Source organism: Streptomyces sp. NPDC058685 (assembly GCF_042714725.1).
GTDB lineage: Bacteria > Actinomycetota > Actinomycetes > Streptomycetales > Streptomycetaceae > Streptomyces.
This window is the reverse complement of the sequence record NZ_JBHXSL010000005.1, coordinates 152,057-178,705: the sequence shown is the minus strand read 5'-3', so window position 1 is coordinate 178,705 and position 26,649 is coordinate 152,057. Positions and strand designations below refer to the sequence as shown.

28 protein-coding genes are annotated in these 26,649 nt (G+C 69.6%); 15 read left to right on the top strand and 13 right to left on the bottom strand.

Annotated elements, in window-relative coordinates:
* Positions 1-42: 42 nt before the first annotated feature.
* The 3 genes from ACFWU3_RS06700 to ACFWU3_RS06690 form a co-directional block, all read right to left on the bottom strand.
* Positions 43-270 carry a DUF2945 domain-containing protein gene (locus ACFWU3_RS06700; RefSeq protein WP_384432168.1) on the bottom strand — a complete coding sequence of 76 codons (228 nt, stop codon included), beginning with the start codon at positions 268-270 and terminating at the stop codon, positions 43-45.
* 66 nt (positions 271-336) lie between these two features.
* A complete protein-coding gene (locus tag ACFWU3_RS06695) occupies positions 337-516 on the bottom strand; it encodes a DUF6480 family protein (protein WP_384432166.1) in 180 nt (59 codons plus the stop codon).
* Between the two features lie 364 nt (positions 517-880).
* Complete coding sequence (locus ACFWU3_RS06690; protein ID WP_384432164.1) at positions 881-1,798, bottom strand: DUF6891 domain-containing protein; 918 nt, start codon at positions 1,796-1,798, stop codon at positions 881-883.
* Positions 1,799-1,997: 199 nt separating this feature from the next.
* On the opposite strand from ACFWU3_RS06690, the gene ACFWU3_RS06685 reads away from it, so the two are divergent.
* Positions 1,998-2,288: a hypothetical protein gene (locus tag ACFWU3_RS06685; protein WP_384432161.1), complete on the top strand. Its 291-nt coding sequence runs from the start codon at positions 1,998-2,000 to the stop codon at positions 2,286-2,288.
* Positions 2,289-2,299: 11 nt separating this feature from the next.
* Here the strand turns inward: ACFWU3_RS06685 and ACFWU3_RS06680 are convergent, their stop codons facing one another.
* Both ACFWU3_RS06680 and ACFWU3_RS06675 read right to left on the bottom strand, forming a co-directional pair.
* A complete protein-coding gene (locus ACFWU3_RS06680) occupies positions 2,300-3,001 on the bottom strand; it encodes a two-component system response regulator (RefSeq protein WP_384432159.1) in 702 nt (233 codons plus the stop codon).
* Positions 2,998-6,696 (bottom strand): HAMP domain-containing protein, encoded by a 3,699-nt coding sequence (locus ACFWU3_RS06675; RefSeq protein ID WP_384432156.1) that lies wholly within the window; start codon positions 6,694-6,696, stop codon positions 2,998-3,000. Before ACFWU3_RS06675 ends, ACFWU3_RS06680 begins: the two co-directional genes overlap by 4 nt.
* Before the next feature lie 87 nt (positions 6,697-6,783).
* Between ACFWU3_RS06675 and ACFWU3_RS06670 the strand changes: the two genes are divergently transcribed.
* A complete protein-coding gene (locus ACFWU3_RS06670; RefSeq protein ID WP_384432153.1) occupies positions 6,784-8,670 on the top strand; it encodes a SpoIIE family protein phosphatase in 1,887 nt (628 codons plus the stop codon).
* Between the two features lie 179 nt (positions 8,671-8,849).
* Here the strand turns inward: ACFWU3_RS06670 and ACFWU3_RS06665 are convergent, their stop codons facing one another.
* Together ACFWU3_RS06665 and ACFWU3_RS06660 are read right to left on the bottom strand one after the other, a co-directional pair.
* The gene (locus tag ACFWU3_RS06665; RefSeq protein WP_384432150.1) at positions 8,850-9,293 is read right to left on the bottom strand and encodes an ATP-binding protein; all 444 of its coding nucleotides are present in this window, start codon (positions 9,291-9,293) and stop codon (positions 8,850-8,852) included.
* A gap of 154 nt (positions 9,294-9,447) precedes the next feature.
* On the bottom strand, positions 9,448-9,798 hold the full coding sequence (locus ACFWU3_RS06660) for an STAS domain-containing protein (RefSeq protein ID WP_384432147.1): 351 nt from the start codon (positions 9,796-9,798) through the stop codon (positions 9,448-9,450).
* Positions 9,799-10,129: 331 nt separating this feature from the next.
* Between ACFWU3_RS06660 and ACFWU3_RS06655 the strand changes: the two genes are divergently transcribed.
* The 9 genes from ACFWU3_RS06655 (at position 10,130) to ACFWU3_RS06615 (ending at position 17,520) form a co-directional block, all read left to right on the top strand.
* Positions 10,130-10,981 (top strand): STAS domain-containing protein, encoded by an 852-nt coding sequence (locus tag ACFWU3_RS06655; protein ID WP_384432144.1) that lies wholly within the window; start codon positions 10,130-10,132, stop codon positions 10,979-10,981.
* Positions 10,978-11,352 (top strand): STAS domain-containing protein, encoded by a 375-nt coding sequence (locus ACFWU3_RS06650; protein ID WP_384432141.1) that lies wholly within the window; start codon positions 10,978-10,980, stop codon positions 11,350-11,352. Before ACFWU3_RS06655 ends, ACFWU3_RS06650 begins: the two co-directional genes overlap by 4 nt.
* On the top strand, positions 11,349-11,777 hold the full coding sequence (locus ACFWU3_RS06645; protein ID WP_384432138.1) for an anti-sigma regulatory factor: 429 nt from the start codon (positions 11,349-11,351) through the stop codon (positions 11,775-11,777). Before ACFWU3_RS06650 ends, ACFWU3_RS06645 begins: the two co-directional genes overlap by 4 nt.
* On the top strand, positions 11,765-12,895 hold the full coding sequence (locus ACFWU3_RS06640) for an ATP-binding SpoIIE family protein phosphatase (protein WP_384432136.1): 1,131 nt from the start codon (positions 11,765-11,767) through the stop codon (positions 12,893-12,895). Before ACFWU3_RS06645 ends, ACFWU3_RS06640 begins: the two co-directional genes overlap by 13 nt.
* On the top strand, positions 12,895-14,301 hold the full coding sequence (locus tag ACFWU3_RS06635; RefSeq protein WP_384432133.1) for a sensor histidine kinase: 1,407 nt from the start codon (positions 12,895-12,897) through the stop codon (positions 14,299-14,301). Before ACFWU3_RS06640 ends, ACFWU3_RS06635 begins: the two co-directional genes overlap by 1 nt.
* Positions 14,298-15,905, top strand: coding sequence for a SpoIIE family protein phosphatase (locus ACFWU3_RS06630; protein ID WP_384432130.1), 1,608 nt, complete (start codon positions 14,298-14,300; stop codon positions 15,903-15,905). Before ACFWU3_RS06635 ends, ACFWU3_RS06630 begins: the two co-directional genes overlap by 4 nt.
* Positions 15,906-16,024: 119 nt before the next feature.
* Positions 16,025-16,372: a PRC-barrel domain-containing protein gene (locus ACFWU3_RS06625; protein WP_384432127.1), complete on the top strand. Its 348-nt coding sequence runs from the start codon at positions 16,025-16,027 to the stop codon at positions 16,370-16,372.
* Between the two features lie 167 nt (positions 16,373-16,539).
* On the top strand, positions 16,540-17,082 hold the full coding sequence (locus ACFWU3_RS06620; protein WP_384432124.1) for a hypothetical protein: 543 nt from the start codon (positions 16,540-16,542) through the stop codon (positions 17,080-17,082).
* Between the two features lie 42 nt (positions 17,083-17,124).
* The gene (locus tag ACFWU3_RS06615) at positions 17,125-17,520 is read left to right on the top strand and encodes a hypothetical protein (protein ID WP_384432121.1); all 396 of its coding nucleotides are present in this window, start codon (positions 17,125-17,127) and stop codon (positions 17,518-17,520) included.
* Positions 17,521-17,610: 90 nt separating this feature from the next.
* Here ACFWU3_RS06615 and ACFWU3_RS06610 read toward each other — a convergent pair whose 3' ends face one another.
* From ACFWU3_RS06610 to ACFWU3_RS06590, 5 genes are read right to left on the bottom strand one after another with little or no spacing between them, the layout of a single operon-like run.
* Positions 17,611-18,186: a hypothetical protein gene (locus ACFWU3_RS06610; RefSeq protein WP_384432118.1), complete on the bottom strand. Its 576-nt coding sequence runs from the start codon at positions 18,184-18,186 to the stop codon at positions 17,611-17,613.
* Positions 18,183-19,562, bottom strand: a complete 1,380-nt coding sequence (locus ACFWU3_RS06605) for a hypothetical protein (protein ID WP_384432115.1) — start codon at positions 19,560-19,562, stop codon at positions 18,183-18,185. Before ACFWU3_RS06605 ends, ACFWU3_RS06610 begins: the two co-directional genes overlap by 4 nt.
* Positions 19,559-20,368 carry an ABC transporter ATP-binding protein gene (locus tag ACFWU3_RS06600; protein WP_384432416.1) on the bottom strand — a complete coding sequence of 270 codons (810 nt, stop codon included), beginning with the start codon at positions 20,366-20,368 and terminating at the stop codon, positions 19,559-19,561. The genes ACFWU3_RS06605 and ACFWU3_RS06600 overlap by 4 nt, the downstream gene beginning before the upstream one ends.
* 20 nt (positions 20,369-20,388) lie before the next feature.
* Positions 20,389-21,201 carry a zf-HC2 domain-containing protein gene (locus ACFWU3_RS06595; protein WP_384432112.1) on the bottom strand — a complete coding sequence of 271 codons (813 nt, stop codon included), beginning with the start codon at positions 21,199-21,201 and terminating at the stop codon, positions 20,389-20,391.
* Positions 21,198-21,728: an RNA polymerase sigma factor gene (locus ACFWU3_RS06590; protein WP_384432109.1), complete on the bottom strand. Its 531-nt coding sequence runs from the start codon at positions 21,726-21,728 to the stop codon at positions 21,198-21,200. The genes ACFWU3_RS06595 and ACFWU3_RS06590 overlap by 4 nt, the downstream gene beginning before the upstream one ends.
* 411 nt (positions 21,729-22,139) lie before the next feature.
* Between ACFWU3_RS06590 and ACFWU3_RS06585 the strand changes: the two genes are divergently transcribed.
* Both ACFWU3_RS06585 and ACFWU3_RS06580 read left to right on the top strand, forming a co-directional pair.
* Entirely contained in the window at positions 22,140-22,346 is a 207-nt protein-coding gene (locus tag ACFWU3_RS06585) for a hypothetical protein (RefSeq protein ID WP_384432106.1), read from the top strand.
* 120 nt (positions 22,347-22,466) lie between these two features.
* Positions 22,467-22,964: a hypothetical protein gene (locus tag ACFWU3_RS06580; RefSeq protein WP_384432103.1), complete on the top strand. Its 498-nt coding sequence runs from the start codon at positions 22,467-22,469 to the stop codon at positions 22,962-22,964.
* A gap of 258 nt (positions 22,965-23,222) precedes the next feature.
* Here the strand turns inward: ACFWU3_RS06580 and ACFWU3_RS06575 are convergent, their stop codons facing one another.
* Entirely contained in the window at positions 23,223-23,477 is a 255-nt protein-coding gene (locus ACFWU3_RS06575; RefSeq protein ID WP_384432101.1) for a DUF6225 family protein, read from the bottom strand.
* 506 nt (positions 23,478-23,983) lie between these two features.
* Here ACFWU3_RS06575 and ACFWU3_RS06570 point away from each other — a divergent pair.
* Complete coding sequence (locus ACFWU3_RS06570) at positions 23,984-24,772, top strand: MIP/aquaporin family protein (protein WP_384432098.1); 789 nt, start codon at positions 23,984-23,986, stop codon at positions 24,770-24,772.
* A gap of 185 nt (positions 24,773-24,957) precedes the next feature.
* Complete coding sequence (locus ACFWU3_RS06565; protein ID WP_384432095.1) at positions 24,958-26,541, top strand: FAD-dependent oxidoreductase; 1,584 nt, start codon at positions 24,958-24,960, stop codon at positions 26,539-26,541.
* The last annotated feature ends 108 nt before the right edge of the window (positions 26,542-26,649 follow it).

Here is a 26,649-nt window from a genome sequence, read left to right as displayed (position 1 = left end):
AAGCTCAGACGGTTTCATCGCCGTACTGCTGCCGCGTGGCCCTCAGGAGCGGCGGCCCTTCTTGCGCAGGGCGCCGGGTTTGTGCACGGCAGAGCGGCCGGTCTTGTCGCTCTCCACCTCGTACTGGGGCTCCTCGGCCGAGGCGTCCACGGTGCGGCCCGCTGCCTCCGTGCGCTTGGTGATCTTCTTCTTCACCGTGCCGGACACGTTCTGACCATGGCTCTTCCACGAGACCTTGTCGCCCTTGCTCGGATTGCCCTTCTCGGTCATGACGTCCTCCGCGGTGTGACGGGCTGCTCCGGCTCGGCGGGCACGCGACGGCATCGACTCGCTTGCCTACCAGGCGATGGCGCGGGCAACGAAGTACGCGGCCACGATGGCGGAGCCGATGATGATCAGCCACAACCAGAGGTAGGGGTGTTCCCACATGCCTCCGTCGGGACGTTCCTCGTGGGCCTCGGCGATACAGCCCTCAGCCGGGGGCGTCTCTTCCGGAGGAACGAGTGGATCGGTCATGTGTTCCAGCCTCTCTCCGTCGGCGCATTCATGCATCCGCTGAGCGAGGGGACGCGACGGCTGGTTGCACCGACGCTTGTGTGTGGGGCGCTGGGCCCTCGACCCGCCTCCGGTCCGCCGTCACCACGTGCGACCGGGCGTGACGTCCAGGTGGCCGGCGGGCCCAACCGGTCGGAGGTCCCGACGCTGCCGGGGCAGGCTCGCCCCTCTGGGGCGCATGCGGCAGCCCTGCTGGGTCACTCGACCCGCCGCGGGAACGCCTGCTGCCGGCGGATGCCGGAAGTCGTGCGGGTGACGGACGTCGAAGTCCGGCCGGGCGTGGAGGCCGGTGTGCTCCGGTTGATCCCTCACCCCGGGCCCATCTCTAGCCGACCAGGCGGCGGCGCCACTCCAGCGGTGTGACGGTGATGGCCCGGCCCGGATCGCTGTCCCAGTCGGCCTGGAGACCGGCCGCCTCCAGGGCGACCACGACCTCGTGGCCGACCGCCGCGGTGGTCTCGGTCGAGCCGTCGAAGCCTCCGTAGAGGAGCGTCAGCCCGTGGCCGGCCGCGGCGGCGTCGGTGCACTGGGAGTGGAAGTAGACGAATCCCCGGGCGTCGGGGCCGCCTTCGCCGCCGATCTCGGACTCGCCGCAGCTGCGGCAGCAGGTGAAGTTCTCGCGGGCGGTGATACCGGCTTCCTGGAGGGCGGTGAAGGCGCGGGTGAGCCGTTCCGGGTCGGTCTCGCCCTCCCACTCGGCCTGCTCGGCGACACGCTCCAGCCACATCCGGTCGGCCAGCGCGTTCGCCTGCTCGCGCGATATTGGCCGGCGCTCCGCGGTGACCAGGTATTCCTCGGCGAGTTCGGCCAGGTCGGCGCGATTGGCGTAGCCACCGGCCAGCACCTCGCGGATGCGCTTCTCCAACTCCGCGCGCTCGTCGTCGTCCAGGTCGAGCGGTGGCGCCTCGCGAGCGGGGCCCATGTCCAGCAGGGACCAGCCCAGATCCGCGTCCCAACCGGACTCCCGCCGGGCCCATCCGGTCAACGCCGCGGTGACGGCCCCGGAATCCTCGACCATCACCTGGAAATGCCGGTCGGCGGCACCGTCGCGGTGCTCCAGCGTGTAGTCCCCGCCGGCCTTGTGCCAGACCTGGGCGAAGACGTCGGGCAGGTCCGGTATCCGCTGGACCACGAGAAACCGGTCACGATCACCGCCGATGCGCCCGACCAGGCCGGCCAACTCCTCGGCGGACACACGAATGTGCCGGTTCCCGTCCTCCGTCTTCACCATGATCTCGAGCATGTGCAGACTCTGGCACACCCCCCGCGACAGCTAACCTCGCGGATCGCGCGGGGCGGGGTGGGATCGGGAACGGTCACCGAGTTCCGGCCGCCGGCCGCCGGCTACGACGACCGCCACCGGGCCCGATCCGGGGACCCGGTCGCGGATCGAAGTCGTGTCGTGTGGCCGCCCTGCACGGTGCAGGTCCCACCATGGGGCCATGGACAACGATCCACTTCCCTGGAAAGCCACCGGCGTCCGTGGCCTGGAAGTCCGTGAGGACGCGGCCGGTATGGTCGGGACGCGCTTGTTCGGGTGGGAGGGCATCCTGCCGCTCTCCTTGGTGCGAGCAGCGGTGGTGCTGCCTCCCGAAACGGTGGGCCGCAGGGACGGTGTGGGTGGTCCGGGCGAGGTCCGGGCCGGAGGAACGACCAAGGCCGGCAGTCCGGTTGACCAGGCCACGGCCAATCCGGCCGAGCGCTCGGCCGCCACGCGTGCCCTCTTCCGGTGACGGCGCCGAGGTCACTCCGGGCCCAGGCGCAGGCCGCCGACGGCTCGTTCGAGTTCCGCGACGCGATCGGCGAGAGTGACGGCTTCGAAGCCGCTGGTCTCGCGGAGCAGTAGCTCGATCTGGGCCAGTTGTTCGCCGATCTCGGCCAGCCTCTCCTCGGTCCGTGCAGTCGCGCCAGGGGGTGACGGCGTTCGCGCCTCGTGGCGTTCGGCAGCGGTGCTTTCGGCCGGCTCCGTACGATCCTTGAGGGAAGTGGCACTCCTGGCTTCGGCGAAGAGATGCCGCAACTGCTCGGCCTGGGCTGCCAGTTGCCGGTTCTTCCGGAAGAGGTCGAGGAAGACGCAGATCTTGGTGCGCAGCAGCCACGGATCGAAAGGCTTCGTGAGGAAGTCCGCAGCGCCGACCGAATAGCCGCGGTAGGCGTAGTCCGTCTCGACCTCGGTCCCGGTCAGGAGGATGATCGGCACATCTTTGGTCTGGTCCAGTCGCTTGATGTTCGCGGCGGTCTCGAAGCCGTCCATTCCGGGCATCAGGACGTCGAGCAGCACCACGGCGAACTCCTGCCGCAGCATGGCTTTCAGCGCCTCCTCGCCGGAGTGGGCGCGCACCAGGTCCTGATGGAGCGGTCCGAGCAGGGCTTCGAGCGCCACCAGGTTCGCCTCGATGTCGTCGACGATGAGGATGCTGCACTTCTCGGGCGTGTGAGTGCTCATGGCCTCTGCCTCGACGTGTCGTCGTCGGCGACGCCCGGCGCCTGCACGGGCCGTGGCCCGGCGAGGCGGCCCTGCGGGTCGAGCAGATCGCAGGCCACGGACAGCAGATGGTCCACGTCCACGGGTTTCGGAATGTACTCGGAGGCGCCCGCTTCGAGCGCCTTCTCCCGGTCGCCCGGCATGGCCTTGGCGGTCAGCGCGATGATCGGCAGGTCGGCGAAGCGGGGAGAATCCCGTACAGCCGCGATGGTCTCGTACCCGTCCATCTCGGGCATCATGATGTCCATCAGGACCAGGGAGATGGCAGGAACACGGTCCAGCATCTCCAGACCCTCGCGTCCGTTCTCGGCGTACTTGACGGTGATGCCCACGCGGCCCAGCACATGCATGAGCGCGAAGACGGCACGGATGTCGTCGTCCACCATGAGAATCGTGCGACCGGCCAGTACCTCGCGCGGGCGGCCGGTGATCCATTCCTTGAGCCGCGTCGTCTCCGGCCAGCTCGACGGGTCCCTGCCGGTGGCCGCTGCCGCCACGTCGGCGGGGAGCTCGGGGCCGCTTGCCGGCCGGGGCGCCGTCGGAGCGGCAAGCGGCCCCGCCGGGAGCAGAGGGACCGGCGCCGGTGTGGCCTCTGCCGCCGGGATCGCAGGCATCGACGGGGTTTCGGTCACGGGCGCGGACGCCTCGGTGTGGTGCGCGGGCACGTACAGCGTGAACCGGGAGCCGACGCCGGGTTCGCTGTCGGCGACGATCCGGCCTCCCAGCATGCTGGCGACCTCCCGGCTGATGGAGAGCCCCAGCCCGGTGCCGCCGTACTTGCGGCTGGTGGTGCCGTCGGTCTGCTGGAACGCCTCGAAGATGACGCCCAGCTTCTCCCGCGGGATGCCGATGCCGGTGTCTTCGACGCAGAACGCGAGGATCGGCTCGCTCGTCGGCAGTCCCTTCCGCTCGATCTCCTGGTGGGTCGCGCGCTCGACCCGCAGGACCACGCTGCCCGATGAGGTGAACTTGACCGCGTTCGACAGCAGGTTCCGAAGGATCTGCTGGAGCCGTTGCTCGTCGGAGTACAGCTCGCTGGGCACGCCTTCGCCCACCGTGACGTCGAAGGACAGCCCCCGCTCGCTCGCGAGGGGACGGAACATGGCATGCATGTAGTTGAGCAGTTTGGTCAGTGGCAGCTTCCTCGGGTGGACGTCCATCCGGCCCGCTTCGATCTTCGAGAGATCCAGGATGTCGTTGATCAACTGGAGCAGGTCCGACCCCGACCGGTGAATGGTGGCCGCGAAGTCCACTTCCTGTTCAGCGAGGTTCCCGTCAGGGTTGTCGGCCAGCAGCCGGGCCAGGATCAGCAGCGAGTTGAGCGGGGTGCGCAGCTCGTGCGACATGTTGGCCAGGAACTCCGACTTGTACTGCGACGAGCTCGCCAGCAGGGCTGCCTTGTCCTCCAGTGCCGCGTTGGAGCGCCGCAGTTCCGTGGTGAGCCGCTGGGACTCCGAGAGCAGGGCCTCGGTGCGCGCGTTGGAGAGAATCGTGTTGATCGAGACCCCGATGGTGTTCACGAACTGGTCGATGAAGGCCAGGTGGACCTCGTTGAACCTGCTGAAGGAGGCGAGTTCGATGACGCCGAGCACCTTGCCCTCGAACAGGATGGGGAGGATGACGATGCTGGTCGGCGGTGCCGAGCCGAGGCCGGACTCGATGCTGATGTATCCCGCCGGAACGGCGTCGACGAGGATGCGCTTCTTCTCCAGGGCCGCCTGGGTGATCAGGCCCCGGACCGGTTTGCTGGTGTCGTGGTGGGGGTCCGGTCCCTCGGCGCAGCCGTAGCCGGCGATGAATTGCAGGTCCCGGCCGGGTCCGGCACCGGTCTCCGCCATGAAGAACGCTCCGAACTGCGCGTTGACGAGCGGGGTGAGCTCGCGCAGGATCAGGTCCGCCACCTCGACCAGGTCGCGGTGGCCCTGCATCAGACCGGCGATACGGGTGAGGTTGGACTCGAGCCAGTCCTTTGCGCGGGTGGTCTCGCGGAGGGTGGAGACCATGAGGTTGACGTTGTTCTTCAACTCGTTGACCTCGCCGCTGGCCTCGACGGCGATGGAGCCGGTCAGGTCACCCTGGGCCACGGAGCTGGCGACTTCGGCGATCGCCCGCACCTGGGTGGTCAGGTTGAGGGCGAGTTCGTTGACGCTTGTGGTGAGCCGCTTCCAGGTGCCGTAGACGCCCTCGACCCGTGCCTGGCCGCCCAGTTGCCCCTCGCTGCCGACCTCGCGGGCCACGCGCGTGACCTCGGCGGAGAACGAGGACAGCGTGTCGACCATGGTGTTGATCGTCGTCTTGAGTTCGAGGATCTCGCCGCGTGCGTCGACGTCGATCTTCTTCGACAGGTCGCCCTGGGCGACGGCGGTGGCGACCTGGGCGATGTTGCGGACCTGGGAGGTGAGGTTGTCGGCCATGAAGTTGACGTTGTCGGTGAGGTCCTTCCAGACTCCCGATACGCCGCCGACCTGGGCGCGTCCGCCGAGTTGTCCTTCGGTGCCGACTTCGCGCGCCACGCGGGTCACCTCGTCGGCGAACGCCCGCAGCTGGTCCACCATCGTGTTGACGGTGTCCTTGAGTTCGAGGATCTCGCCGCGTGCGTCCACGGTGATCTTCTTCGAGAGGTCCCCGTCGGCGACGGCGGTGGTGACCTGGGCGATGTTGCGGACCTGGCTGGTGAGGTTGGACGCCATGAAGTTGACGTTGTCGGTGAGGTCCTTCCAGACCCCGGAGACGTCCCGGACGTGTGCCTGGCCGCCGAGTTGTCCTTCGGTGCCGACTTCCCGGGCCACGCGGGTCACCTCGTCGGCGAACGCCCGCAGCTGGTCGACCATCGTGTTCACCGTGAGCTTGAGCTCCAGCACCTCACCGGTGGCCTCCACCGTCACGTGCTGGGTGAGGTCACCGCGCGCCACCGCTGTCGTGACGACGGCGATGTCCCGGACCTGCGACGTCAGCCGGGACGCCATGGTGTTGACCGCCTCGATCACCAGGCGCCAGTCGCCGGACAGGCCGCGGACGTGCGCTCGCCCACCCAGCCGGCCTTCGGTGCCGACCTCGCGGGCCACGCGGGTCACTTCGCCGGTGAAGAGCGAGAGCTGGTCGACCGTGCGGTTCACGCAGAGCGCAAGGCGCCGTAGATCGCCCCGGAGCTGGCGGCTGCCGTCGTGCAGGTCGATGCGCTGGGTCAGCTCCCCGTCCGCCACCGCGTCCAGTACGCGCGTGGCGTTCGACACCGGAGCCACCAGGGCTTCGAGCAGCGTGTTCGCCGAGTCCACCCCCGTCACCCACGAACCCTGCCCCGGGCTCGCCGAGAGCCGCTCGTCCAGCCTGCCGTGCCGTACGACCTCGCGGCGGACCCGCTGAAGTTCGCCGACCAGGTGCTCGTTGCGCACGGCGATCTGATTGCACAGGCCGGCGATCTCCGTCAGGATCCCCTCCTCCGCCGCGTCCACGCGGGCGGTGAAGTCTCCGTCGCGCAGTGATTGCAGCGCGATGAGCAGCGGGCGCAAGTCGCGGCTGCGCACACAGTCGGGGTCCGAGGGCGCTGGGGAGAACGGAGCGGGTTTCGTGGGCTCGGCCGGGCCCGTGGAGTCCGCCGACCCGGTGGGGTCGGCGTCCGTGAGCGGGCGGTCGGCAGAATCCGGGTCGAGCGCCATGACAGTCCACCCCTATCGCGTATATGGGTAGATACGTCACACTATAAGTGTTTGGTGAGGGACCTGACGCAAGATCGATGAGGACATATGGCCACTCTGTCTCCTCGGTCGGCCGTTCCCCCTGGCTCGGTTCTGATCTCGCACCCCGACAGGTACGTGGCGCGGACGACGCTCCAGGCGAACCAGCGGGCGGCCTCCGAGGCGCGTGCCTTCGTGCGCGCGACCCTCGCCGAGCAGACGGTTGCGCGGACGGCCGGGTCGAAGGCGGCGTCCGATGAGTTCGAGGAGGTCAGGGGGGATGCCGAGCTCCTGGTCAGCGAGCTGACGACCAATGCCGTCATGCACGCCGGTACGGACATTCACATCGTCTGCTCGCTGGAATGGGGCGGGACTCTTTCGCGTCCGCCGGGGGAGCCCGGTCCCGCAGCACTTCAGGAGGACACGGACGCACCCGCCGCCGTGATCATCGAGGTGGCCGATCATCACCCCACCCGGGCGCTGCGGCTTCACGAGGACGTGCGCGATCGCCAGTGCCTCGGGCTGCGGATCGTGGGCGCACTGGCCGCGTCGTGGGGGGTGACCTACGACCACGATCAGAAGGCGGTGTGGTTCCGCCTGGAGGCCGCGGGCCGGAAGCGCCACGGGCCCCCCGCGCCCACGGAATCACCGCGGGGCATCCTTCGGGCTTCCGGGGCAGGCGCACCGACCGCGGTCGGCGCCGGTGACGGTCTCGTCGCGGAGTGGCCCGGCCAGGCCGGTCCCACCTTCCTCGCCGAAGGCAGCGAGCTTCTCGCCGGCCAGCTCGACGAGGACCTCGTGGCCGCACTCGCAGGACAACTGCTGGTGCCCCGGCTTGCCGACTGGTGCGGCGTGTGGCTGGCCGTGGACGGCGGCAGCATGCGGCTGTCCCAGGTCTGGCATGCCGAAGAATGGCGCATCGACGAGCTGCGGCAGGAACTCGCCAGAGAGGTGCCGCCCGGCATGCTCAGCACGGCGAGCGTTCCCTGGCCCTGGCCCAAGGCCGCCGGGGACGCCGGCACGCGGGGCTCGGCCCTGGCGTTCCCCCTGGTTGCCGGCGGCGATTGCCGGGGCGTGCTCATCCTGGGCAGGTCCGGACAGCTCCGTATGACCGACAGCCTGGCGAACGTGGTGCAGGACGTGGCGCGCCGGATCGCGCAGTCGTTGGTCACCGCTCGCCGCTACACCCGGCAGACGACGATCAGCCGGGCTCTCCAGCGCAATCAGCTGCCCGCGTTCCTTGCCACCATTCCGGGTGTGGACACGGCGATCGTGTACGAGCCGCACGGAGAGGGCCAGACGGTCGGCGGCGACTTCTACGATCTGTTCCCGCTGAGGGAGCACTGTTGGGGCTTCCTGCTCGGCGACGTACAGGGCAAGGATCCGGAGGCGATGTCGGTCACCGGTCTCGCCCGCTACCTGGTCAGACTCCTGGCACGTGAGGGCCACGGCGTCGAGTCGGTGCTCCGCAGGCTGAACGCCGCCCTGGCGGAGGAAAGCGAAGAAGCCGTGGCGAACGGCGGGGAACGCGCCCGCCCGCGCTTCTTCAGCATGTTGTACGGAGAGCTGCAACTCGCCCACGGCACCGACGGCCCCCGCTGCACGATCGCCAGCGCAGGGCATCCGTTGCCCCTGCGCCTGCTGACCGACGGCTCGGTGGTGGCAGCGGCGGAACCTCAGATGCTGCTCGGCATCGACAACGCGGCGGAATTCGAGGCCCGCTCCTTCGGCCTCGCGCCGGGGGAGACGCTGTTGTGCGTGACCGACGGTGTCACGGAGCGACGAAGCGGCCACCGGCTGCTGGATGACCGGGACGGGCTGTCGGCGGTGCTCCGCGGGTGCACCGGGATGGGCGCGAAGGCCGTGGCCGAACGCATCCGCAGGACGGTGCACGGTTTCGGCCCCAACCCGGTGGAGGACGACCTCTCCGTGCTGGTGTTGCAGGCACGCCCATGACGGGTGCGGACATCGGGGCCGTCCGGCGCGCCAGACGGGCTGCAGGGTGGCCACGCGTAGGTGGCGTTCGTGCATGCTGCGGCCTGTCACCGGGGTCGGCTCCCCATGGACATCCCGGTCGGTTGACGCCGTCCGCGGGCCAGGAGTCGCGCTGGTCGCCCGCTGCGCCGTGTTCAGGCCTATGACTCGAGCGACAGAAGAACTCTGATGGTTTTGCCCGTCGGCGCCCTGTGGACGTCGAAGCCGCCGCACAGCGCCTTCACGATCTCCAGTCCGTGCCGGCCCACCCGGTCCGGGTCGGCCGTCCACGCGGAGGGAAGTTCAGGGCTCGAGTCCGTCACCGTGATCTCCAGCGTCTGCCCGGTCAGCAGCAGGTTCAGGACGCAGGGTCCCGGCGCGTATTTGCAGGCATTGGTGATCAGCTCGCTCACCACCAGCTGGACCGCCCCGAGCACGTCCCGCGGCACGGTGATGCCGTGGCCGCTCCGTACCCGCGTCACGAACTCGGTGGCGAACTGCCGTGCCGCTGCGATCGATCCGGCGTCACCGGCGTACGCGGCGCCGCTGCGGGCCGCTCCCGAAGCCGAGCCTGCGAGGTCGTCGTGCTCAGTCTGCTCCACCACGCCGACTCAGAGATCCTCTCAACACACCGCCCGGAGACGCGCAATCCGCCCGCGTCACCTGTCTTAGCGCCTGCGTGTGCAGGCGGCAACTCGCCTCGTCATACTCTCGCGCCGTTGAGGTACCGGCGATCCGAGCGTGTGATGCGGCACCCGTTCACGCCGGTTGCGCGGCCTCTACATCGGTGTACACGCTCAGAACCTGGTCGGCACCGGTCAGTTCCAGCAGTCGCCGGATCTGTGGCCCGGGTGCGGCGATCCGCAGATCGGCGGAGCGACGGACACCCAGCAGGACGTTGAGAAACGTCGAGTCGGCGAAGGTGATGTCCGAGGCGTCCAGCACGATCACGGCATGTGCCTCGGCTGCGCGCGTAAGGGCGTCGGTCAGTGGCGGCAGGTTGTTGAGATCGACTTCGCCGCGCGCGCAGACCACCCAGGCGCCACCGGTCGCGTATTGGGCGCCGAGGGGGCCGTCGGCTGCCTGTCCGGTGAAGTCTTCGGTAGTCATGCTGCTCATAGAAGCACGAGCGTGACCGATTGTTCCGCGGGGGTGCGGTCCTGTCACGCCGCCGGGGGAGCGTGCGGGGCTGGAGTACTCCGGATCGGGCCGGCCGCTCTCCACCGCACACGCCTGCCCGGTGACCCCGGCTTCACCGCCCACAGTCGGCGGGTCACAACCCCTGACCGTCGCGCTGGGGGCCGACCCGGCATGGTCACAGTCCGGCATGGTCAAAGTCCGGTCACGGCTTGGACTTCGGGTCCGGACAGGTCTGTACATGCCGTACTCTTCGAGAAGATTTGCTGGATAGCAATTTTTTAGTATGCAAGGAGTTGCCGGAATGGTGCAGCAGGAGAGCAGAAACGAACTGGTCGGCCTGCTGGAGGCTGATGGCGAGGCGCTCGCGGAGCAGTGGATCGGCCTCGTCGCCGCCTCACTGGCCGGTCGCATCAGCCGGGCCGAGATCGCGCGCGAGCTGAGCGAGCTCTACTCGGCGCTGCTGGAGGCCATCCGGTCGGGCGCCGACAACGCGTCCGCCGATGGTATGTCGGAAGTGCGCGCACTGCTGACCGAGTTGTCCCGCAACCGTGCGCGGCAGGGTTCCACGCCGAGCGAGACGGCGATCAGCGTGCTGGCGCTGAAGAGGGTGCTGGAGCCCGGACTGACGGAAGGCGGCGCCGAGCGGATCCAGGCGTACCTCCAGCTCGGCCGACTGCTGGACGATCTTGCTCTGTTCACCATCGAGACCTACACCCGCACGCGCGAGGACATCATCAGCGCTCAGGCGGATCAGCTGATGGAGTTGTCGACGCCGGTCGTCAAACTGTGGGACGGCGTCATCGCCGTCCCGCTCGTCGGGACACTGGACTCCGCCCGTACCCAGGTGGTGATGGAGAAGCTGCTGCAGGCGCTGGTCGACACGGGCTCGGAGCAGGCGATCATCGACATCACCGGGGTCCCGGCCGTCGACACCCAGGTCGCCCAGCATCTCCTCAAGACGATCGTGGCGGCCCGGCTCATGGGCGCCGAGTGCACCGTCTCCGGTGTGCGGCCGCAGATCGCCCAGACCATCGTCGCGCTGGGCATCGAGTTCGGTGACATCGTCACCAAGGCCACGCTCGCGGACGCTCTCCAGCTCGCGCTGCGGAAGTCCGGGGTCGACCTGGTTGCTCACCAGGGCGTCCAGCGATGACTGAACGGGTACCGATCCTCCGGATCGGCGACATCCTTCTCGTATCCATCCAGGTGGACCTGGAGGACGAGACGGTCATGAATCTGCAGGAGGACCTGGCCGAGCAGATCGTCGCGCGGTCCGCACGCGGCGTCGTCATCGACATCACGGCCGTCGAGATCGTCGACTCGTTCGTCGGCCGGATGCTGGCGACGATCGCCTCGATCTCACGCCTCCTCGACGCGGAAACCGTTGTCGTGGGCATGCGCCCCGCCGTGGCCATCACTCTCGTCGAGCTGGGCCTGTCCCTGGGTGGAGTGCGCACCGCGCTCGATCTCGAGAAGGGCCTTGCCCTGTTGCAGCGGTCCGTCCGCCGCACGGATCTGCGATGACCAACCCCCCGCCATGGGCAGCGAACGGCGGGCAGCAGAGTCACCCGATATCCGGGAACAGCGATGTGGTCCGGGCCCGTCAACTGGTCCGCATTCTTGCCCAGCAGTCCAAGTTGTCTCTCGTCGATCAGACGAAACTCATCACCGCCGCGAGTGAACTTGCACGCAACACCATGGTGTACGGGGGAGGCGGCGAGCTGCAGGCAGGGTTGGTTCGACGGGACGATCGCATGGGGGTCGCGGCCGTCTTCCAGGACTCCGGTCCCGGCATCGCGGATGTCGACCTCGCGCTCACCGACGGATGGACCTCTGGCGGGGGCCTCGGCCTCGGCCTGAGCGGTGCCCGTCGGCTCGTCGACGAGTTCTACCTCGACACCGAGGTCGGACGCGGTACCACCGTCACGATCATCAAGTGGGCGCGATGAACGACCTCGCGGTCGTCGACTGCGAGGACATCGCGTGGTTCCGCCATGACCCCACCCTGCCCTCGGCGGCCCGGGGAGCGGCGGCAACGCTGGCCCGCAGGGTGGGACTCGACCCGCAGCGGGCCTCGGAAGTCGCCCTCGCGGTGACCGAGGCAGCGACGAACCTGCACCAGCACACCCCGGACGGAGCCCTGCTCCTGCGCGTCCTGCGCGCCGGATCCGAGGCCGGTGTGGAATTCCTGACCGTGGACAACGGGCCGGGCATGGCCGATGTGGCCGCGGCGCTCATGGACGGCGCCTCCACCGCCGGAACCCTCGGCATCGGGCTGGGTGCCGTTGCCCGGCTGGCCGACCGCTTCGACATCCACTCCCTGCCCGGCAAAGGCACGGTCGTCTCGGCGCAGTTCTGGGCCCGCGGGAGAGGCGCCACCCCGGCGCCCGTGCCGCCCCCGGCCCACGGAACCACCGTGGCCTCGGGGATCACGCGGCCGATCAGCGGCGAGACGGTCTGTGGCGACGCATGGACGGTCCGTGTCGACCCGGGCACCCACCACTCCGAGGCGGGCGACGGACGTCATGGTTCGGCCAGGGGCCGGATCACCTCTGCGTCGACGAGCCCGGCGCTGCTCGTCATGATGTGCGACGGACTGGGCCACGGGCCCCTCGCCGCTCTGGCCGGCGAAGCCGCCGTCAAGGCATTCAGGCAGTCCCGGGCCACCAGACCCGAAGAGCTGCTCGGCGACGTGCACAAGGCGCTCCGCGGAACCCGCGGCGGCGCTGTGGCCATCGCCCGCGTGGAACCGGCGGTGCGCCGGCTGCTGTACTGCGGCATCGGCAACGTGAGCGGTTTCCTCGTCGGACCCGGCTTCCGCACGGGCCTCCTGTCCGCGCCGGGCATCGTGGGCCACCAGATGCGCAGTCTGCGCACCTTCGAATACCCGCTCTCGGAGGACAGCGCGCTGGTCATGCATTCCGACGGGCTCAGCGAACGCTGGAAACCGCAGGACATGCCGGGCCTGCTCCAGCACGCACCCGCGGTCATCGCGGGGCAGTTGCTGCGCGAAGCGGCCGTACGGCGCGACGACGCCGGGATCGTGGTCGTCAAGGGTGCCTGGTGATGTCGCCGGGACCCGCCGACCAGTCCCTGACTGTGCTGGATCTTGCCACTGAGCACGATGTCTTCGCCCTGCGCCGTAGCGCCCAGAGTGCCGCGGAGGCACTGAACCTGGAGCGCCAGGACCAGGTGCGCCTGGCGACGGCTCTCAGCGAACTGGGCCGAGACCGTATCGGATGCGACGGGCTCACCGCGACGTTCGCGCTGCGCGCCGAGCCGCACCAGGCGCTCGTCGTCACTTTCGAGTGGATCGGTGCCACCGCGCCCAGCGCCGAGTCCCTGGCTCTCGCTTCCCGGCTTGTGCACCGCGTCCGCTACGTGCCCGACGGCCTGCGACACAGGATCACCGTCGAGCAGCCCGTGCCCACGTACGACGCTGCCGTCCCCGGTGCGTACCGGATGGTGCGTGACGCGCTGCGCCGGCACACATCCGCGACCCTCACCGACGACCTCCGCTCCCAGACCCGCGACCTGATCGCCACGCTCGAAGAGACCCGGGCCCAGCGCGAGGAGCTGCGCCGCCTCAACGAGGAACTGGAAGAGACGAACCAGGGCGTCCTCGCGCTCTACACCGAGCTGTCGAGGGAACTCGAGCAGACCAACAGCGGTGTCGTCGCCCTGCACACGGAACTCGACGAGAAGTCCCGCCAGCTGCGCGAAAGCAGCGAGGCCAAGATCCGTCTGTGGAACACCATCAGCCACGAACTGCGCTCTCCCGTCAACGCCGTCGTCGCGCTCTCCCGGCTGCTGACCGCCCCCGGGTCCGCGCCACTCGACGACGAACAGCGTCGGCAGATCGCTCTCATCGCTTCCTCCGGCCACACACTGCTGGCCCTGGTCAACGACCTCCTCGACGTCGCGCAGGCCGAGTCGGGGCAGCTCGGCGTCAGTTGTGCAGAAGTCGATCTCCGGGTGCTCGTCGGCCAGCTCGCCGGCGTGCTGCGCAGCACCTACATGTCACCGGACGTGGCCCTGGTGACGCCCGACCCCCTCACGCTGCCCCGTGTGATCACCGACGAGGTCCTCCTCACCCGGATCCTGCGCAACCTTCTGTCCAACGCCATGAAGTTCACGGACAAGGGTGAAGTGCGCCTGACCATCACCCAGGACGGCAGCGGTGAAGACGCCCGGACCACGTTCACCGTCAGTGACACCGGCGTAGGAATACCCGAACACGAACTCGGCCGCGTATTCGAGGAGTTCTACCAAGTCCCCGGACCCCACCAGCGAGAACACCGGGGAACGGGTCTCGGCCTGCCCTACGCCCGCATGCTCACCGAACTCCTGGGCGGCTCCCTCACCCTCACCAGCCTCCCGGGCACCGGTACCCGGATACGGGTGACGCTGCCGCACGGACCGACATCCCCACCCTCTACCACGGCCGGCGAGAAACAGGAGGCCGACTCGTGACCGAGGCACTGCTGCGTGACAGCGTCCCCGCCCTGATCCTGGTCATCGACGACGACGCGACCAACCGCTACATCCTCTCCTCCTGGCTCACCCGCGCCGGCCACACCGTCCTGGAGGCGAGCGACGGAACCGAGGGCCTGGCACTGCTGGCAACCGCCGGGGGCCTCCTGCCCGAAGCGGCCATCATCGACGTGCTCCTGCCGGACATGAGCGGCTTCGAGGTCTGCGAACGGATCAAGAGCAACCCGAGGACCGCGGGGATGCCCGTCATTCACATCTCGGCCTCGGCCATCACCGCGGACCACCACACCGAGGGCTTGCAGCGGGGCGCGGACGCCTACCTCGACCAGCCTGTCGACCCCGACGAACTGCTGGCCACCGTCACGGCGGCCCTGCGCTACACACGGGCCCGCCGCCGTGCCGAACGCCTCGCGCATCAGCTGGCCAGGCTCAACCGGGCAACACTGGACGTCTACCGGGCCATCGGCTTCCACTCGTTCGCCGCGGCGGCTGCCACTGGAGCGGCCGACCTCATGGCGGCCCCCGCCACCGCGCTGTTCCTCAGCCCCGAAGGCCAAGCGGTCCACACCGTGACGGCCGGCCCCAGCAGTGTCCCTCGCTCGCTGCCCGTACGCGCCGAACTGCTGGACACGCTGGCCTCGCACGCACTGGGCACCGGGACGGGAGTCGAGGTCACCCGGGTACCCCGGGCGCAGTGGCAGGCATTGCTGCCGCACGACCACATCAAGGGCGACATCGTCCTGGCAGTCGCCCGCACCAAACGAGGCCGGCCCCCGGTCGTCGTCGCCGTACCCGAGCACACCGCAAGCCGCGACGGCGACCGCGAACTGCTCCGCCAGCTGACGAGCGCCTGCGCCCTCTCCCTCGAAGCGCTGCGCAGTTACAACGAAGAACACAGTCTCAACCTGGCCCTGCAGAAGACGTTCCTGCCCGACCGGTTGCCGCAGGTCGACGGAACCGAACTCGCCGTCCGCTATCTTCCCGCCTCCGCCCACGCGGAGATCGGCGGTGACTTCTACGAGGCGCTGAGCACCCCGCAAGGCCTGCTCCTCGCCATCGGCGACGTTGCCGGACACTCACTGGTCGCCGCGACCGTCATGGGAGAAATACGACACGCCCTGCGCGCGTACGCACTCGAAGCCCACCCCCCGCACCGCATCCTCGATCGGCTCGAAGCGCTTCTCGCGCACACCCGTCCCGGTCTGACCGTCACGGTCTGTCTCGTCCTCATCGACAACGACCGCCGCCACGCCCATGTCGCCAACGCGGGCCACATGCCTCCCCTGTTGCTCGGCGACGACGGACACACCTGGTACGTCCAGCAGCACGGCCCGCTCCTGGGCCTGGGACTGCCTCACCCGCCGGCAACCACCGTGAGCACCCCAGAGGGCACCCGCATCCTGCTCATCACCGACGGTCTGGTCGAGGTACGCAGCGAAGACCTCGACGACAGCCTCGAGTCGTTCCGCATCGCGGCCGGCACGGGACCTGCCGAACTGGACGCCCTGTGTGACGCACTCCTGGAGAGCTTCGGCCAGGACAAGGACGACGACATCGCACTGCTGGCCGCACGCCTGGACTGACAGCGACCACCCGCGTCACCCTGGTTCCGCCGTGCGAATGCGGGCATGCGAACCACGGGACGGCAGCCCATCCCGGGCGCTGTCACCGAGTTCAGGCCCGATCAAGGAGTCGTATGTCCATGAGCAACATGTGGGGCTATTCGACAACCGCCGGTCATGCTGAAGGTGTCAGCCTGGTCGGCTACCAGGTCGAAGCGACCGACGGCAGCATCGGCAAGGTCGACAAGCATTCCGACGATGTCGGTTCCGCCTGCCTCGTCGTCGACACCGGCATCTGGATCTTCGGCAAGGACGTCCTGCTTCCGGCCGGCACCATCTCGCGCATAGACCCGGACACCGAGACGGTTCATATCGACCGAACCAGGGACCAGATCAAGCACGCCCCCGAGTTCGACAGGGACAGACACCTCACGGACCCTCGCTACCGCGAGCAGCTCGCGGGGTACTACGTCAGCCACCGCACCTGACCAGGTGCGCGCACGCCATGGTCGCAGGGAGCCCGCCGAAGACACATCGGCGGGCTCCCTGCGACCGGACAGCGCGGTCCGAACGGGCGGAGAGCGTCGAGCCGTCTCCCATCGCGGGACGCGACGTGACCCCGGCCACCAGACCCGCGTCATGCCAAGGTGGAGTCGTGACCACTCGTGCCCGGCTTCGCAAGACCGCGGTGTCCCTCCCCGAGGCTGCCGAGCAGTCCACGCGCTCGGGGTCTGCCTCCTTCACCGTGCGCGACAAACCCTTCGCCTCGGTGGACCAGGACGAACACGTGCAGCTGTACCTCCCCTCAGCGGAGGCGGACGAATTCCTCGCCGCGCACCCGGCCGCTGTGCGGCTGACCCGCGGCGCCCTCTCCGTCGGCGTACGTGTGCCACTCGAGGGCATGAACGGCCGGCAGCTCCATCACTGGGTGCGTCGTGCCTGGCTGTCGCGCGCGCCGAAGCGGCTCGCGGCGCAGCCGGCCGCCGCGGACGCCGCGACGCCCGGTGCCGTCGGGGACCTGCCCAGGAGCATCGGAGGGCCGGCCACGAGGGCACTCCTCGGCGCCGGCATCGCCACGCTCGACCAGGTCGCACAGCGAACCGAGCCCGAATTGCTCGCGATGCACGGAGTCGGCCCGAAGGCAGTGCGGCTTCTCGGCGAAGCGCTGAGCGCAACGGGACGCTTGCTCAGGGGGTGAACCCCCTCGGACTCCGCTCGGACCAGGTGCGATCCTGCATGGATGAATGCTCTCGGCGACGCGCACCTGCGCTCTTGGACCCTGCGCTTCATGGCCCTCCTCGCAGCCGACATCCAGGCCCAGATCGCCTGGCTTGGCGAGCGTGAGCTGGAGACCGAGTCCGTCGTCGAAGAGGTGGAGCTCCTCTGCCGAATCTCCGATGGCCTCGCGGAGCGCGGAGCCCTCGAAGCCGAGAATCTGCGCCCCCTTCAAGCCATCGGACATCGCCTCGGCGAGATCGATGCCGCTTGCCGCCTCGGCCTCTGGAGCAACGCTCTGCGCACTGATCCGGCGTGGGACGACATACGCCCCCTCGCCCGCGAGTTTCTCCTCACGACTCTCGGGGACTGGCGACAGCCCCTTCCGCGCCGTGCAAGCCCTCACACGGGTGGCCACTGAGCACGTCCCGACTGCGACCCGGCCGGCGTCGCCCACGCGAGAGTGAGCAACGGGTGTGGATCGCAGCGCAGACCCGGCGAGGAGCGGCAGTCAACGTCTCGGTCCCACGATCGCGTAGACCGTGGTGCCGCCGACCGCGAGAACCACAGCCGTCCAGGTGCCCGCCGTCGTGCCCGGCGGCAACACCATCCAACTCGCCACCTCCAACGGCAGACTCGTGGGGGAGGGCGCGAAGAGCGACAGCGACAGCCAGCCGATCGGCAGCGTCCACGCCAACTGCGGCCCGCATACTGCCGCTCCGAGGGCGACAAGGCCCATCAGGCCCGCGCTGTCGCGGACGACGAACGCGGTCGCGGCCACATCGTCGCCCATGCTCTGCACCGCCAACAGCACGCCGCAGACGACCATGCCGATCAGCAGTACGTGCGCCGCCCTGCGAGGCACCCATCGGATGGCTGCCGTCCGGTCGAGCGCAAGGTCCTGTCCGCCGAGTCCCGTCGAGGCGGCCGTCGCGCCCGCGGTGAGGGCCAGCACCGACAGCTGTGGGTGACCCGGGCCCCCGTGACCGTCCGGAGCGAGGGCCACCACCGCCAGCGCACTGAGCACCACCGCGGAGAGCGACGCGGGCACCTGCCGCGAGCGTGCGTACAGCGTCAGCCACCTCACTGGGTCGCACCCCCGGACAGTTCGGAGAACGCATCGCCCTTGCAGGAGAGCGCAGCGGCGTGCATCGCGTTGATCCGCGCGAGCTGCTCGGCCCGTGGCAGCGCCGTGAGCTTCTTCCACACCGGCTCGGCCAGGGCGAGCTGGTCGCGAGCCGAGTGGGCGGTGCCACCCAAGGGCTGGAGGTCCCCGAGGACCCAGCCCGCCGCGATGCTCTGCGTGGCCAGCTCCAGTGCCGGGCCGCCCTCCCTGTCGCTGCGCGGGTAGCAGTTCGGCGCCATGCCCTGGGCGATCAGGGCCCGGGTCAGGTCCTCGCCCTTCGCCGTGGCGATCATCCCGTCGTCGAAGTCGACCAGCACGGACTTGCCGGCCCGTTCGGTCCTGTCTCCGAGCGCTCTGAGGGCGGTGCTCTCACGGATGGAGACCGGCGCCCGGGTCCCCAGGGCGTCGCGCAGCTGACGCATCGCCTTCCCTCCGGGCCCCGCGAGGTCGGCGAGTCGTGCCTGATGCGTCCTCGTCACGCACACCGGGCCTTCGCACACCATCGCCGCCGCCGCTTCGTCGACGACGTACGTCCGGCGAGGATCGGAGGGGAGGACGAGCAGAGCGATCGCCGCACCCGCCAGGACGGGGGACAGGGCGAGCAGCCGGGTGCGAGGGGACGCGGCGACCAGCAGCGCAAAGCCTGTGGCGGACACGCCGAGCAGCCACACCGTCTGTCCGACGTGCACGGAAGGGGCCAGCGTGAGGAGCACGTCGCGTACCTGCGCCACGGAAGGTGACAGCAGTGAGAGGCGGTTCGACACCGCGGCCTCAGGGACCGCCGGTTCATTCGCCGCGCGCAGGACGTTGGTGAGGACGAATGCACCCACAGCCATCACCGGCGGGGTGAGGGCGGAGGGCAGGGCGCGGCCGACTCCCATGCCCAGCAGGGCCCCCGCGACGAGGGAGAGCACCCCCACCAGCGAGATCGGCAGCCATCCGAGGTGCGCGTACTCGGCTTCGGCCAGTACCTGAACCGCGCCCAGGATGACGAGCAACGCGAAGGCCGAGGCGGTGGTGAGCGCGGTCGCGCCTGCCAGCGTGGCGGCGCGGTGCCGGGCGGGCCGCGCCGTACTCGCCAGCAGTTCGGTCATTCCGGAGCGGTGGTCACGCAGCCCCTGGAGTGCGCCCAGCCCGACCACGAGCGGCCACAGCAGGACGAGCAGAGAACGGGTCCACATGGCCATGGACGTCCACTGAGCCGTCCACCGCACGCTGCCGTTCCACCACAGTCCGGGAAGCAGGTAGAGGAACGCCAGCGCGGCGGCCAGGAGAAACGCACCGGACCAGGGGGCGACCGAGCGCCTCAACTCGATACGCAGGACACGGGTGTTCACCAGCCGTTCCTTCCCTGCGCGGGGTTGAGCAGCATCGCCGAGTACCCGCGCTCCAGCGGACTGTCGCCCACGTGCTCGGGGCCGCCGACCGAGGCCAGTTCGTCCGGGGGACCCTGGAAGACCAGCCGCCCCTCGGCGAACAGCACCACGTCCGTGCAGGCGGCGGCGACGTCCTCCACCAAGTGGGTGGAGACCACCACGCAGCTGTCCTTGCCCAACTCCTGCAGCAGCTCGCGAAAGCGCAACCGCTGCGCCGGGTCCAGGCCGACCGTCGGTTCGTCCAGAAGCAGGATCGTGGGGTCGTTGACGATGGCCTGGGCGATGCCGACCCGTCGCACCATGCCGCCCGACAGTGCCTTCATCCGGTCGTCGGCGCGGTCCGCCATGCCGACGCGTTCCACGGCACGCTGCACCGCTGCGGGGATGTCCGCCTTCGGTACCTCCTTCAGCCATGCCATGTACTCGACGAACTCGCGCACGGTGAAACGCTTGTAGTAGCCGAACTCCTGCGGCAGGTAGCCGATCCGGCGGCGCAGTGCACGGTGCTCGCCGATACCGCCCACGGACTCGCCGAGCATTTCCAGGGTGCCCCCGGTGGGGCGCAGGACCGTGGCCAGCGCCCGGATGAGCGTGGTCTTGCCCGCCCCGTTGGGTCCGAGGAGGCCGTGTACGCCGGTCCCCAGCGACAGGTCGAGCCCGTCGACGGCCATCCGCTTCCTGCCGACCGCGACCTTCAGCCCGGTGGCCTGGATCTCCCAGGCGTAGGCAGTCGGTGCGATGTCGGCCGCGCTCACCGCGCGCATCATGTGGTGTTCCTTTCCGATGGTCAACGATGGGCTCCCAGTGCGGAGTAGGCGCCCCTGCGGGCGACTACGACCCCGATGCCGAGCGCGAGGATCAGTGCCCATACGGGCAGACCGGCTGTCTGCAGGGCAACGGAGGTTCGGCTGGCGGCCAGGGTCGGCGCAAGGATCACGGCCGCCCACACACCCACGAGCCCCATGGCGGCCCGGGTCACGCCGATGACGCCGCCGAGTGCCAGGGTCGCGGAGGTGAAGGCCAGGCAGGGCAGCAGCCATTGCGCGGCCATCACCCCTGTCGCCCATCCACTCAACAGCAGGGCGGGGACGACGACGGCGAGCACGGACGCGGTTCGGCGCAGCACCAGATGGAGCCCGGCCCTGGGGACCGAGGCCGTGAGTTCGTACGCCGGGTCGAGACCGTGCGACCACGACGCCGCGACGCCGAGTACCGGCAGGACCGGGGCGAGCAGCAGCACGAACGACACGTCGCCGGGGCCGGTGCCGACCACGTCGAGCAGGAGCGCGATGAGCGTCACGCTGACGGTCATGGCAAGCCACGGCACCATCGCGGGTGTCACCCACCTCGACAGCCGTGCCGGCAGGCGCCGTTGGCGCGGAACCGCGGCGGCGAGGTGAGGTTCGAGGTCGGACCACACCGTGTCGATGAGCGCCGCGACAGCGGGGCCCTCGGCCATGACAGCGGCCGACAGGCGGTCACGGCACGGCCCGCACGTCTCCAGATGTGCCTCCAGGGCCCACAATTCGTCGGCGGCGATGTCCGTGTCGCCGCGCGCATAACGGTCGATGATCCGCATCGACGCGTGTTCCTCACTCATGACAGCGCCTCCCGCATCGCGATCCGGGCCCGGCGGGCACGGGTCTTGACCGTCCCCTCGGGCAGTCCGAGCAGGACCGCTGTCTCCCGGACGGACAGCCCGTCGAGCACCATGGCCTGCAGTACTTGTCTGAGTTCCGGCGCGAGGCGCCGCAATGCGTCTCCGACGTCACCGCCGACGGTCGCCGCGAGCGCCTCCTCCTCCGCGGCGGGCGCCAGCGGTTGTGACGCCGCCGCAGGCGGCGGGTCCGCGTGGTGAGCCCTGCGCCGGAAGGCGTCGACGAGGCGGCGTGCCGCGATCGTCCAGAGCCACCCGACTGCCGTCCCGCCGGCCACCGTCCCGGCGAACGTGCCCGCCGCCCGCCACACCGCGAGATACGTCTCCTGCATCACCTCGGCGACGATCTGCTCGTCCGCGCAACGGCGGCGCAGCCGCACCGCCATCCACGGCGCGGTGCGCCGGTACAGCTCTTCGAACGCGGCACGGTCGCCCTTGGCGACCAACCGGACGAGACGCTCCTCATCCAACTCGCCCGATACCTTCCTGACTGATCTCACACCTGCTAGACGCCCGGCACGCACGGCAGGTTTTCTCATCGTCGTGACGCCTGTCACACCGTGCGACTGAAGGATCGGGCCGTGTGGCACCCGCCAGGGTCGAGCCGGGGTTCGCGGGCTCGGTCAGCTGGACCGACACCACGGCCGGGACGTCTCCTCTGCGGGCGCGGGCGCGGGCGCGGGCGCGGGTGCGGGTGCGGGTGCGGGTGCGTGTGCGTGCGCTGCCCTCGTCAGCGCCGGAGGTGACGTGGACCGGTGCTTCACGGCACTGCTCGGCGGGCGCCTGCTGCCTCCCGCCCAACTCGCGGAGATGCACAGGACCGTGTCTTTCGGCGAGGGCTTCGAAGTGGGTTCCCCGGCCTGCGGTAGGGACTGGGGCTGATGCAGCAGCCGCTGACCTGCGGCGGCGACACCTGGGGCCACGGAGGGGACCTCGAGGGCTTCACGGTGGCTACCAGCCTCACCGTGGGCCGGCGCCGCTCGATCGTGGTCGTCGCCAACGGCACCGGCGGCGACGAGCAGCGGCTCGCGGCCGAACGGGCCGTCCGCGGGCTCGTGGACCGCGCCCTGTGTGCCGGCGCCGAATGACCCGCCTCAGGCAGGCGGCACCCAGCCGGTCCGGGCATGGCCCGTCCGGACAGGGCAGGTCACAGCTGCTGTGACTGAGCGTCGTCGGTGGCCGATGGCGGCGTACGACAGAATCACGTGGTGAAGTCCATCGGAGTCCTGGCCGAGTTGGAAGCCTGCATGGCAGAGCTGTCCACGCCGACGCGGGTGTACGTAGCGGCGGGGCGGTTCTCCGAGCCGGATCCCGACCTGCCGGAGCTGGCGGCCCGGATCCGCACGCTGCTGTGTGCGGTCGCGGCGGATGAAGCCTGGCAGCGCCTCCTGCCCGGGTACACCGCGCCGTCCGTTCCTGAGATCTGTGCCTCTCTGGAACCGATGGAGACGCACGGGGCCGCCTCGTTCTTGGCTCGGGTCGCGGCCGTCGACCTGCTCTGGCCGAGCCATCAGCACCTGCCCCGCGAATCAGCCGAGCGCGCGGCAGAGCAGGTGGTGTCCACGCTCGGATCGGAGGCCAGTTGGTGGACCAACCACGATGTCGAGGGGGGTGCGGTGAACGGACTCACCCCGCTGTTCGACAGTCTGCTCGCCGGGACCGACGGTGAGCACTTTGCTCTGGCTCTCCAGATCGCCGACGACTGAGGCCCAACCGGCGTTCGGGACGGGCCGAACACCTGATGCGCCCGGACAGCCCACGACCACGACCACGGTCATGCGCAGCGGCCGAGCGCCCCGTTCTCCGGGCGGCGACCGCTTCCCTCAGGCAACGCGACTGCTCGCTATGACAGGCTTCCGGCGCCTGCCCGCGAGGGGGGATCAGCGGGGGGTGACTCGCAGACCGCGCCCGCGCAGAACCCACAGGCCGCCCGAGGCAGGGGCACAGCGGCCCGCGAGTGCCGGTCAGTCGGGCGCCGGGTAGTAGGCGCCGGCCTGGGCGTCCGCGAAGAGCGTGAACTGTACCTGCGGCTCGGCGTCCGTGGCGTCAAGCTCCACGGGCTCCGCGTTGACCAAGACGTAGTCGCCATAGTCCTCGAAATCACCCGGCGCGTCGGCTACGCCGATGTGGATCGGTGTCTCGTCAGGAACGTCAGCGAGGACCTCACGCAGGCGCCCGACGGTCCATACCTGCGGCGCGTGATCGAACATGTCAGCCATGCGGCGAGAGTAGAACCACGGCCCTCGGGATCCCGCACGCCGCGCCGTGCGCCGGGGACCGAGCCATGCAACGTTCCCCTCGGACGGACCGCGCAGTCCGACTGCCCGGACGAAGCGCCGTCGTGATGCCCGTGGGGAGCGGCTCGTGGCCCGCCCGATCCAGGGCGCTGCGACCTGCCGGATTCACCTCTGGGACAAAACCGCAGGCAGGGGACTCGATGACGCAAGCATGACGCGTGCTGCGCGCCCCCGGCCGTATCGGCAGGTCACCGCCGAGGCACTGTCATGTGCATCCGCAGGTTGCCGCTGCCGCCGGGCGGGCGTCCCATAGAGGTAGGAACGAGCCCGGCGGCAGCGGGCCCGCACGTGCTACCGCGGCCATACCAGGCGGATGCAGCCCAGACCGAGCACACACATCGCCTTGCGGGTCGGTTATCTGTGTGACGTCCGGTCGATCAGATGCCCTGACTCCCGGTCGGCCCGGGCGAGGGCGAGAGGGAGCCAGTGTGTCCAGCTCCGATATCTTCGTCGGCGAGCTCATAGGCACCGCCGTACTCATCCTGCTCGGTGGCGGCGTGGTCGCCGCTGTCGTACTCAAGCGCTCGAAGGCACAGAACGCCGGCTGGGTGGCTATCACCTTCGGGTGGGGGTTCGCGGTCATGACCGCGGTCTACATGGTCGGCTCGCTCTCCGGCGCGCACCTCAATCCGGCGGTCACGCTCGGTATCGCGATCGCGAACGATGACTGGAGCAACATCTGGGTCTACTTCGCGGGTCAGATAGCGGGCGCCATGATCGGTGCCGTACTCGTCTGGATCGCCTACTACGGCCAGTTCCACGCCCACCTCACCGATCGGGAGATTCTCGCGGCCCAACCAGAGGTGGAAGGGCTGGTCGACCAGAAGGCAGCGCCCAAGGCCGGCCCGGTTCTGGGTGTGTTCTCCACCGGTCCCGAGGTCCGTGTGGTGTGGCAGAACCTGGCGACCGAGATCATCGGCACGACCGTGCTGGTGCTCGCCGTCCTGACCCAGGGCCTCAACGACAGCGGCAAAGGCCTGAGCATTCTCGGCGGGCTGATCGTCGCCTTCGTCGTTGTCAGTATCGGTCTCTCGCTCGGTGGCCCGACCGGCTATGCCATCAACCCGGCCCGTGACCTGGGCCCCCGCATCGTGCACGCTCTGCTGCCGCTCCCCAACAAGGGCGGATCGGACTGGAGCTACGCCTGGATCCCCGTCCTCGGACCACTGGCAGGCGGCGCACTCGCAGCGGGTATCTACCAGCTCGCGTTCACCTGAGGCGTCGTACGACCTCGCAGGAGCACGCCGTGACCGACGCACACGCAGGCGGCCCCTTGCCCTCACCCGCATGGGGACGGACAAGGAACGAGGGGTCGCAGGCGTGCGGGTGACACCGCACGCTTCGTGCGTTCTCCCTGCGGCTGCCTGATCAGGCCGACCCATCAAGGCAAGGTGCAGACCTCATGACGACCCCCATGACCAGCACACGGCTGAGCCGCGACGAGACGCGCGAGCGGCTGTCCATGGCGATGTACGACCTCCTGGTGATCGGCGGCGGCATTCTGGGCATCTCGACCGCCTGGCATGCCGCGCAATCCGGGCTGCGGGTGGCTCTGGTGGACGCCGGCGACTTCGCCGGCGCCACCTCCTCCGCCTCCTCCAAGCTCCTCCACGGCGGTCTGCGCTACCTGCAGACCGGCGCGGTGAAGCTGGTGGCGGAGAACCACTTCGAGCGCCGTGCGGTCTCCCGCCAGGTGGCCCCCCACCTGGCCAACCCGCTCACCTTCTATCTGCCGGTCTACAAGGGCGGACCGCACGGCGCGGCGAAGCTGGGGGCGGGAGTGTTCGCGTACTCCGCGCTCTCCGCCTTCGGTGACGGCGTCGGCCACCTGCTGAGCCCGGAGAAGGCGGTCCACGCCGTGCCGGAACTGCGCACGGAGAACCTCCAGACCGTCGCGGTGTACGGCGACGACCAGATGAACGACTCGCGCATGGCCCTGATGACGGTCCGCGCCGCTGTCGAGTCGGGTGCCACCGTGCTCAACCACGCCGAACTGCAAGGGCTGCGCTTCACCGGAGGCCGGGTCACCGGCGCGGAGCTCAAGGACCGAATCAGCGGTGCCGAGTTCGGTGTCGATGCACGGCTGGTCCTCAATGCCACCGGACCGTGGGTGGACCACCTGCGCAGGATGGAGAACCCGAACGCGACTCCGTCCATACGGCTCTCCAAGGGCGCGCACCTGGTGTTGAAGCGCACCTCGCTGTGGAGGGCGGCGCTGGCGACCCCCATCGACAAGTACCGCATCACCTTCGCCCTCCCGTGGGAGGACATGCTGCTTCTCGGCACGACCGACGAGGAGTACGTGGGCGACCCGGCGGACGTCGCGGTCAACGACAACGACATCGGGCAGATCCTGGAGGAGGCCGCGTTCTCCATCCGTGACCAGCAGCTGTCCCGCGATCTGATCACCTACTCCTTCGCCGGTCTGCGGGTGCTGCCCGGCGGCCCCGGCGACACCTCCAAGGCCAAGCGCGAGACGGTGGTCACCGAGGGAAGCGGCGGCATGCTGTCGGTGGCCGGCGGCAAGTGGACCACCTTCCGCCACATCGGCCGCACCGTGTTGCAGAAGCTGGAGTCGCTGCCCGGCCACCCGCTGGGTGAGGGGTATGAGCCGGTCTCCCGGCTCCCGAAGGGACTGCCGCTGCCGGGTATCGCCAATCCGCGGGCCGTGACCCGCGGACTGCTCACCGACAACACGGCACAGGGCCCCCAGATGGCCGCCGACACTGCCCGGCACCTGGCGACCCACTACGGGACGCTTGCCTACGAGATCGCCTGCCTCGCGCAGCGGGACCCTGCCCTCGCTGAACGTATCCACCCCGACGCCCCCGAGATCTGGGCGCAGGTCGTCTACGCACGCGACCACGAATGGGCGGAGACAGCCGATGACGTGCTGCGCCGTCGTACGACGCTGACCATCCGCGGCCTCGCGACGGACGAGATCCGCGCAAGGGTCGAGGCAATCCTCGCGGAGACGGCTCATTGACGGACCTGATGCGGTTCGGGCGCCTCAGCCCGAGTGCAGGACTTCACCGGGTTGCCGGCGGAAGGTGCCCGGCCCCGGCTACCCGGGAGCGCGATATCCGACAGTCGC

Coding starts and splice junctions, on each gene's coding strand:
- ACFWU3_RS06700 (WP_384432168.1), bottom strand. CDS start 270: ATGACCGAGAAGGGCAATCCGAGCAAGGGCGACAAGGTCTCGTGGAAG.
- ACFWU3_RS06695 (WP_384432166.1), bottom strand. CDS start 516: ATGACCGATCCACTCGTTCCTCCGGAAGAGACGCCCCCGGCTGAGGGC.
- ACFWU3_RS06690 (WP_384432164.1), bottom strand. CDS start 1,798: ATGCTCGAGATCATGGTGAAGACGGAGGACGGGAACCGGCACATTCGT.
- ACFWU3_RS06685 (WP_384432161.1), top strand. CDS start 1,998: ATGGACAACGATCCACTTCCCTGGAAAGCCACCGGCGTCCGTGGCCTG.
- ACFWU3_RS06680 (WP_384432159.1), bottom strand. CDS start 3,001: ATGAGCACTCACACGCCCGAGAAGTGCAGCATCCTCATCGTCGACGAC.
- ACFWU3_RS06675 (WP_384432156.1), bottom strand. CDS start 6,696: ATGGCGCTCGACCCGGATTCTGCCGACCGCCCGCTCACGGACGCCGAC.
- ACFWU3_RS06670 (WP_384432153.1), top strand. CDS start 6,784: ATGGCCACTCTGTCTCCTCGGTCGGCCGTTCCCCCTGGCTCGGTTCTG.
- ACFWU3_RS06660 (WP_384432147.1), bottom strand. CDS start 9,798: ATGACTACCGAAGACTTCACCGGACAGGCAGCCGACGGCCCCCTCGGC.
- ACFWU3_RS06655 (WP_384432144.1), top strand. CDS start 10,130: ATGGTGCAGCAGGAGAGCAGAAACGAACTGGTCGGCCTGCTGGAGGCT.
- ACFWU3_RS06650 (WP_384432141.1), top strand. CDS start 10,978: ATGACTGAACGGGTACCGATCCTCCGGATCGGCGACATCCTTCTCGTA.
- ACFWU3_RS06645 (WP_384432138.1), top strand. CDS start 11,349: ATGACCAACCCCCCGCCATGGGCAGCGAACGGCGGGCAGCAGAGTCAC.
- ACFWU3_RS06635 (WP_384432133.1), top strand. CDS start 12,895: ATGTCGCCGGGACCCGCCGACCAGTCCCTGACTGTGCTGGATCTTGCC.
- ACFWU3_RS06625 (WP_384432127.1), top strand. CDS start 16,025: ATGAGCAACATGTGGGGCTATTCGACAACCGCCGGTCATGCTGAAGGT.
- ACFWU3_RS06615 (WP_384432121.1), top strand. CDS start 17,125: ATGAATGCTCTCGGCGACGCGCACCTGCGCTCTTGGACCCTGCGCTTC.
- ACFWU3_RS06600 (WP_384432416.1), bottom strand. CDS start 20,368: ATGATGCGCGCGGTGAGCGCGGCCGACATCGCACCGACTGCCTACGCC.
- ACFWU3_RS06595 (WP_384432112.1), bottom strand. CDS start 21,201: ATGAGTGAGGAACACGCGTCGATGCGGATCATCGACCGTTATGCGCGC.
- ACFWU3_RS06585 (WP_384432106.1), top strand. CDS start 22,140: ATGCAGCAGCCGCTGACCTGCGGCGGCGACACCTGGGGCCACGGAGGG.
- ACFWU3_RS06575 (WP_384432101.1), bottom strand. CDS start 23,477: ATGGCTGACATGTTCGATCACGCGCCGCAGGTATGGACCGTCGGGCGC.
- ACFWU3_RS06565 (WP_384432095.1), top strand. CDS start 24,958: ATGACGACCCCCATGACCAGCACACGGCTGAGCCGCGACGAGACGCGC.